The 7,078-nt window shown below is 52.7% G+C and carries 10 protein-coding genes; all 10 read right to left on the reverse strand.

The genetic code is table 11. The features are described from left to right. Positions 1 to 1,183: 2-oxoacid:ferredoxin oxidoreductase subunit alpha (locus Q1K23_RS06430; RefSeq protein ID WP_300363320.1), on the reverse strand; the 1,183-nt coding region annotated here is incomplete at its 3' end. Positions 1,184 to 1,195: 12 nt separating this feature from the next. After that, positions 1,196 to 1,582 (reverse strand): 4Fe-4S dicluster-binding protein, encoded by a 387-nt coding sequence (locus tag Q1K23_RS06435; protein ID WP_300363321.1) that lies wholly within the window; start codon positions 1,580 to 1,582, stop codon positions 1,196 to 1,198. 10 nt (positions 1,583 to 1,592) lie between these two features. After that, positions 1,593 to 2,150: a pyruvate flavodoxin oxidoreductase subunit gamma gene (locus Q1K23_RS06440; RefSeq protein WP_300363322.1), complete on the reverse strand. Its 558-nt coding sequence runs from the start codon at positions 2,148 to 2,150 to the stop codon at positions 1,593 to 1,595. 97 nt (positions 2,151 to 2,247) lie between these two features. After that, positions 2,248 to 2,904 (reverse strand): HAD family hydrolase, encoded by a 657-nt coding sequence (locus tag Q1K23_RS06445; protein WP_300363323.1) that lies wholly within the window; start codon positions 2,902 to 2,904, stop codon positions 2,248 to 2,250. Then, positions 2,901 to 4,400: a peptide-binding protein gene (locus Q1K23_RS06450; protein WP_300363324.1), complete on the reverse strand. Its 1,500-nt coding sequence runs from the start codon at positions 4,398 to 4,400 to the stop codon at positions 2,901 to 2,903. Before Q1K23_RS06450 ends, Q1K23_RS06445 begins: the two co-directional genes overlap by 4 nt. Further along, entirely contained in the window at positions 4,400 to 4,807 is a 408-nt protein-coding gene (locus Q1K23_RS06455; RefSeq protein ID WP_300363325.1) for a rhodanese-like domain-containing protein, read from the reverse strand. The genes Q1K23_RS06450 and Q1K23_RS06455 overlap by 1 nt, the downstream gene beginning before the upstream one ends. Positions 4,808 to 4,843: 36 nt before the next feature. After that, entirely contained in the window at positions 4,844 to 5,233 is a 390-nt protein-coding gene (gene rpsI, locus Q1K23_RS06460; RefSeq protein ID WP_201352375.1) for a 30S ribosomal protein S9, read from the reverse strand. A gap of 1 nt (position 5,234) precedes the next feature. Next, complete coding sequence (gene rplM / locus Q1K23_RS06465) at positions 5,235 to 5,660, reverse strand: 50S ribosomal protein L13 (protein ID WP_300363328.1); 426 nt, start codon at positions 5,658 to 5,660, stop codon at positions 5,235 to 5,237. Positions 5,661 to 5,773: 113 nt separating this feature from the next. Continuing rightward, positions 5,774 to 6,271 (reverse strand): FixH family protein, encoded by a 498-nt coding sequence (locus tag Q1K23_RS06470; RefSeq protein WP_300363326.1) that lies wholly within the window; start codon positions 6,269 to 6,271, stop codon positions 5,774 to 5,776. Further along, positions 6,249 to 6,881, reverse strand: a complete 633-nt coding sequence (locus tag Q1K23_RS06475; RefSeq protein ID WP_300363327.1) for a hypothetical protein — start codon at positions 6,879 to 6,881, stop codon at positions 6,249 to 6,251. The genes Q1K23_RS06470 and Q1K23_RS06475 overlap by 23 nt, the downstream gene beginning before the upstream one ends. Positions 6,882 to 7,078: the final 197 nt, after the last annotated feature.

Consider the following 7,078-nt stretch of genomic DNA (forward strand, 5'->3'; position numbering starts at 1 on the left):
GCTGCAGTGGTGTCGTCGGTTTGCCGGCTTCGGCGTTGGCCGCCAGCTCTTTGTATATCTCTTCGGCTTGTTCGACCGTGAAGTCGCGGCCGCCGAGGCCGTAAATGTAGTTGGTCACGACCGGATGGTTGTCGCTCTGATAGACCGACCCGATCACTTCGTTGTAAAGCGCACCGAAGGCGCCGTTGGGGCTGCTTCGATCCAGACACGCGACCGCCTTGACGCCCGAAAGCGCCTCGATGATCTTCTCGTGCGGCCAGGGGCGGAAGAGTCTCGGGGCAACGACACCCGCTTTGATGCCCTGCTCTTTGCGCATCTTCTCCGCGACCATGATAGTCGTCTCGACAGTCGATCCGAGGGCGATGATCGCGACGTCGGCATCGTCCATCATATATTTTTCGACGATGTTGTATTTGCGGCCCGTCTTCTTTTCGAAAGCGTCGAAAACCTCTTCGACCTTTCCGAAAACTTTCGTCATCAGGTCGTGATGCTGGCGCGCTTTGTGTTCGAAGTGCCAATCCTCTTCGGTCTGGACACCGTAGGTGACCGGTTTGGCGAGGTCGAGCATCGGGTTGACCATCGGATACTCGCCGACGAACTCGTAGGCTTCATCGTCGCTGAGCGGTCGTACGTTTTCGGCGGTATGGGATGTGATGAAACCGTCCTGATGACTCATGACCGGCAGACGCACTTCCGGGTCTTCACCGATCTTGAAAGCCATCAGTGTCAGGTCGTAGGCTTCCTGCGGGTTGAAGCCGTCGAGCTGGATCCATCCGCTGTCGCGTCCCAGGTACATATCGGAGTGGTCGCCGTTGACGTTCAAAGGTGCGGCGAGCGCACGGTTGACGACGACCAGGACGATCGGCAGACGCATACCGCTCGCCTGATAGAGAACCTCCGCCATCAGGGCGAATCCCTGGGAGCTGGTCGCCGTGGCGACACGCCCGCCCGCTGCCGCGGCACCGACACATCCGGACATCGCCGCATGCTCACTTTCGACCATGACGAATTCGCCGTCGACATATCCGTTCGCGAGGAACGATCCATAGTTCTGCACAACCGGTGTAGAAGGGGTGATCGGGTAGGCAGCCACGACATCGATCTGAGCCTGGCGCATCGCCTGGCTCGCCGCCATGTTACCGTCCCAAACCTCTACTTCGTTCAATTCCATTTTTTCAGCCATCAAATTCTCCTGTTACTCTTTCTCGGGCCATTTGGCCAGAGCTTCTTCGTTGGGAATGCGCTCTTCGAACATCAAGAGCGATTTCGGGTTGGTCGGGCACACTTCGACACAGATACCACACCCTTTGCAGTGGTCGTAATCGACGCCGATCATCTTCTTGTCGCGTGAAATGATCGATACGTCGGGACAGTAGATCCAGCAGAACTGACAGTCGATACAGATGTCTCTGTTGTAGACCGGTTTCAGAACCCGCCAGTCGCCGACATACGCTTCATGTGAGTTGGTCTCCGCATACGGGCGATCTTCCGGCAGAATATAACTCGCATCCTTGTCCAGCTCTTCTTTGAATGAAAAGAGGATCGCTCCGGGGATCAGTTCGTCCCATCCAAGATATTTCATTGCTTCTCCCTTACTTCACTGAATTGTACGCACGTTCGATCGCCGCCATGTTGGCGTCGATGATCTTCTGCGGAAACTTTGCGAGAACACTCTTCATCGCGTTTTGGAAATAGTCCAGCTCGAACATGCCCGAAACTTTCATCAGCGCTCCCAGCATCGGCGTGTTCGGAATGGCACGTCCGATCGTGTCGAGCGAAATCTGGATACAGTCGACGACGTAGACGTCTTTGCCCTTGAGCTTCGGCTGGCTCTCGATCAGTTCCTCTTTGCTCAGGTGTGTCGTAATGATATATTTGGTTTCCTCTTTTTCGTTCGCGGTGATGTCGGCCGTATAGGTCAGACCCGGGTCGATGACGAGAACGTAATCGGGATGCATGAATTTCTGATGGTTCAGTATCACTTCGTCGTCGATGCGGTTGTATGCCGTCATCGCCGCACCGCGTTTCGCCGATCCGTAGAATGCGAAAGCCTGTACATATTTTCCGGTTCGGGCGACAACGTCGCCAAGTCCTTTGGCGCCTGTTACCGCACCCTGCCCTGCACGAGAGTGCCAGCGAATTTCCAACATGAGTTTCTCCCTTTTTAAAACGCCAAATCCCAAAAGGAACTTTTAAACGGCGCTTTGATTGAACTACTAAGGTATGCTTATTGTAATCAAGCGGCTCTTAAAGCAAGCTTTCTGACCGGATATTCACCACGGCCGTTTTCGCATCGGGTGCGAGATGTTTACATTCGGCCTCCAACGCCTCTTTTCGACCGTATCCGCACGTCAGGGCGTAGGGTCTGATACCGGCGGCGTGGGCTGCGCGGATATCCATCAGTGTATCGCCGATCATCCAGGCAGCGGAGGTGGACACACCCATCGCATCGAGCGCTTTGAGAACCGGTTCGGGGTGGGGTTTGTGGCGTTTTACATCTTCGCTTCCCACGAGCACTTCAAAATGGCTCATCAACCCGAAATGTTCCATCAGTTCGATCGAATAACGTCCCGTTTTCGTGGTCACGACACCGAGTCTCGCGAACTCCGCCGCCTCTTCGACCGCTTCTCGGGCACCCGGCAGAAGCACCGTCTTTTGCCGGCTGATTTCGCGGTAACGTCTTTTGTAGGCCGCCACATACCGTGCCACAAGGGTACGCTTTACACCGAGTCTCTCGAACATCTCCCCCAGGGGTATGCCGATCATCGGAACGATCGCCCCGGCATCGGGCGCTTCGGCGCCAAGATCGCCGTAGGCGGCGGAAAAACTCTCCAGTATCGCCTCGGTCGAGTCGATCAGGGTCCCGTCCAGATCGAAAAGTATGACCGTTTCGCGCCGTTTCACGGTTTGATCCAGTCGATCTGGTTGTGCATGATCCCGATGATCGAAGGGACGATCGGGGTGATCCGCCGATTCACGACCGTGATCGAATCGGGGATATAGAGAAACACATATGGCCGGTCGGCGGCGATCAGGGCGAACATCTTTCTGTAGAGCTTTCCCACTTTCGCCATATCGGTGGTACGCTCCGCCTCCTCGATCAGTCGATCCACCTCCCCGTTGTGGTATCCCACCAGGTTGAAACCGCCCAATTTGTCGGAGTCGGAGTGCCACAGGGCATAGGCGTCGGGGATGAGACCCAGACTCCATCCCAGAAGTATCGCTTCGTAACGTCGCGGCGTGACGACCGTATTCAAAAAAGCCTGCCACTCCATGGCCCGGATCTTCACTTTCACCCCGATCTTTCCCAGCTGATACTGGATGATCTGTGCGGCATAGAGGCGGGTACTGTTGTTGGCGTTGGTCGAGATCGTGAAGGAGAGAGGATTCTTCTTGTCGTAACCCGCCTCTTTCAACAATCTCTTCGCTTTTTCGGGATCGTACGGACTCTTCGGCGGATCTTCGGGATAGGCGAAAGTTCCCGGCATGAAAGGGCCGTGGCACACCTTGCCGTAGGAGAAGAAGAGAATGCGTATCAACTGCTCCTTGTCGATCGCCATATCGATGGCCCTGCGGACATTCGGATCCTTGAATTTGTCGTTTTTGAGATTGAAACCCAGGTAGGTATAGCCCCTGCCCGGCAGTCTGACGATCCGGTAATGCTCTTTGAAACCCCGATCGATCTGCTTTTCGATCTGCAGCGGTGTCAACGATCCGAGATCGAGCTTGCGGGCTTTGAGCATCAGAAACTGCGTCGTCGGGTCGGGAATGAAGTGGTAGTGGATCGTATCGATGTTGGGGGCGTGCTCGAAATAGTCAGGATTCGCCTTCAAAACCACGTCGCCCGAATTTTCGAGCCTCTCGAGTCTGTAGGGTCCCGTTCCGATAGGCTTTCGATTCAGTGGGCTCGTCATCGGATCTTCGACCTTTTCCCACAGATGCCTGGGCAAAATTCCCATCATCCAGATCGATAGCGCCTTGTAATAGGGCTCTTTGTAGTCCACCTCCACCGTATGATCGTCACGGGCTTTCACCGATTTCACATAGCGGAAATCGCTGGCGTAGGGGGTAAAAAGTTTCGGAGATTTCGTCAGTTCGTATGTAAAGGCGACATCGTGGGCCGTAAAGGGCCGGCCATCGTGCCATTTGACACCTCTGCGCAGATGAAACACCAGCCGCGTCGGTGACTCGAACTCCCAGGATTCGGCGAGATCGCCGACGATATCGGCATCTTTGTCGAACTTGACGAGGCCGTTGAAGATCCATCCGCTGATCTCGCCGCTGGCACTGTCCGTGGCCAGAAGCGGATTGATCCGGCTAGGGTTGGCGCCAAGCGAGAGATGAAGTGTGGAAGAGAGCAGAAACAGCGGAAAAAGTAGGAGTAAAAGGATATATCGCATCAAGGCTTGTAGGGAATCAACGGTTTGTCGTGCCGTTTCCAGTTGAGTATTCCGCCTGTAAGATGGTAGACGTTCTCGTACCCGAGTTCGTCGGCAAGATAGTTCCCCAGCTTCCGTGTCCTGTTGGCTGATCGGCAGACCAGGATGAAGGGAGTATTTTTCCGAATTCCCAGTTTTTCCAGATCACCGATGAAGGCTTCGATGTCGTAACGGCCGTCGGGTCCAAAAAACATGATCGTGTGGGATCCGGCGATGATGCCGCTCTCTCTCCACTCCTGTGGTGTGCGGATATCGATAACGGGAATGCCGTTTTTTTTCAGTTTTTCGAAAGATGCGATATTGAGATCCCGTACCTCGGCGAAGAGTATGGATGATATGAAAATGAGAAGAGTGATGAATTTTTTCATGGTGCGAACTCCCCCGGGAAAATCCCGGGAAAAAGGTTAACGTTTGGAGAACTGAGGACTTCGGCGAGCTTTGTGTTTACCATATTTTTTACGCTCGACGACACGGCTGTCGCGTGTCAGAAGTCCGTGAGGTTTCAGAATTTTTCTGAACTCTTCGTCGAATGCGACGAGAGCCTTGGAAATGCCATGCTTCAGTGCATCGGCCTGTGCGGAGTATCCGCCGCCGAGTGTCTGGGCGACGATATCGACGCTGGCTTCCTGTTTGGTCAGAAGCAGCGGCTGCATGACCTTGCGCTTGATCGCTTCGTGGCCGCCGAGCCACTCGTCAAGGCCCATGCCGTTGATCGTCATTTTGCCCGTACCCGGTTTCAGCCAAACCTTAGCGACGGACGTTTTTCGTTTTCCGGTTGCGTAAACGTTTGCCATCTTAGTTTTCCTTTGCTTTTACTTGTGCTGTATGAGGATGCTCGCTGCCTGCGTAGACACGCAGTTTTTTCAGCATCTGTCGACCAAGTTTGGTTTTCGGGAGCATACCGCGGGTCGCCAGTTTGAAAAGTTTTTCGGGGTTTTTCTCGACGAGTTCACCCAGCTTTTCACTCTTGACGCTTCCGAAATAGCCGCTGTGTCGATGATACTGTTTGTCTTCGAGTTTGTTGCCGCCTGTAAATTTCACTTTCGATGCGTTGATGACGATGACATGATCACCGCAATCGACATGGGGAGTAAAATAGGGTTTGTGTTTTCCGCGAAGATAGGTAGCGATCTCCGTTACCAGTCGTCCGAAAGTTTTTCCTTCTGCATCGAGTACGATCCAGTCACGCTCGACCTGAGCGCTGTTTACCATCTTTGTCATTTTCATGGTAGCTTGACCTTTAAAAAGATTTGAACGTTGGGATTGTAGGGTAATATAGTTTAATTTATGCTTAATTTCAGTGTTTTATAAGGTTTTTGCAGAACCTTCGCCAGTCACTCTTCGACGAAGGTTTTGTAGGTTTTGTAACCGATGTCGTTTCCGACCACGACTTTCACCTGGATATTCCAGCGTCCTCCCCGTTCGATGACAAAGGGATCGCTGACATAGAGCCCGTCCTCACGTTTGAAGGTGCCGAGTTTTTTCTCACCTTTGAGAGTCGTCGGCCGTGCGACGATAGCGACGATCTCCGCGCCGTCGACAGGATTGCCGTGGATATCCGTCAAAGACACGACCACTCTGTTTTCGCCTTTTTTGAGACGGTTTTGTGTCAGATCGATGCGGTATTTGCTGTCGAAGACTCTCTGTTTGGCCAGTATTTCGTTGATATTCTCATCGACATCCTGATAATCCATCATATAGCTGTTGTCCAGCTGTACGGGATTGCTCACGGCGACCTTGATCGTCCAGATACCCAGCAGTACGACGGTCAGGATCATACCGACGATGGCGTAGGGCCAGTAGTTTATCTCATTGTTCCGTTTCTGTTCCACGTTTTCCTCTTTTTTTCGCCACGATGAATTGTAAAATCACGAATGCAAGTATGGCATAGAATATCGTACGAACGATTTGAAAACTGGTTTTACTTCCGCTGCCTACACTGGTCGTAAGTTTGACGCCCTTGCTCTCGGCGACCTGATCCACGATATCGGCGTATCCGTTGAAAAGAGCCACTTCATGTTTGACACTCTCACTCTTGCTGAAAGCGGGACTCATGACCGGTTTGATCGTACCGCGCCACGGCAGAGGACTGAGTATCTGATCGATATCGATCAGTTTTTTCGCATCGTCGGAAGCGAAAATGTTGACGGCGGTCGGCTTGACGGAAAAGTAGAGCAAAATGTATGTACGATGTTTCCGTTTGATCTCATCGAGAAACTTGCCGGGTTTGCTTCTGTTCAGATCCGCGACTGCCGCGACGAAAACGGGAACATGGGTCTTTTCATAGAGCTCACTCCCCATCTGCTCGATTTTCTCGACCTCTTTCGGCGGCATGATGCCGTCGTTGGCGAGAATGAAATCTATCTGATCCGATGCAAAAACGGGGGAAAAGAGTATCAGTAGAAGAAAAGGGCCAAAAGCCCTTTTGAAAAAGTCAATCATTGGAGTCAATGATCAACCGACAAATGCATGGTTGGCAGTTACGACAGCATACAGTGTGTAGGCCGCCAAAACAACCATGCCCCATCCGAGTACTTTATCCATAATCTGAATCATTCGATCCTCCTTGGTTTTCTTGTATTTACTTTTTCAGTTTTTTCTGCACGATATCCCACCTGGGATAGACGAAGACCGTATGG

The sequence above is a fragment of the Hydrogenimonas sp. genome (assembly GCF_029933015.1).
GTDB lineage: Bacteria > Campylobacterota > Campylobacteria > Campylobacterales > Hydrogenimonadaceae > Hydrogenimonas.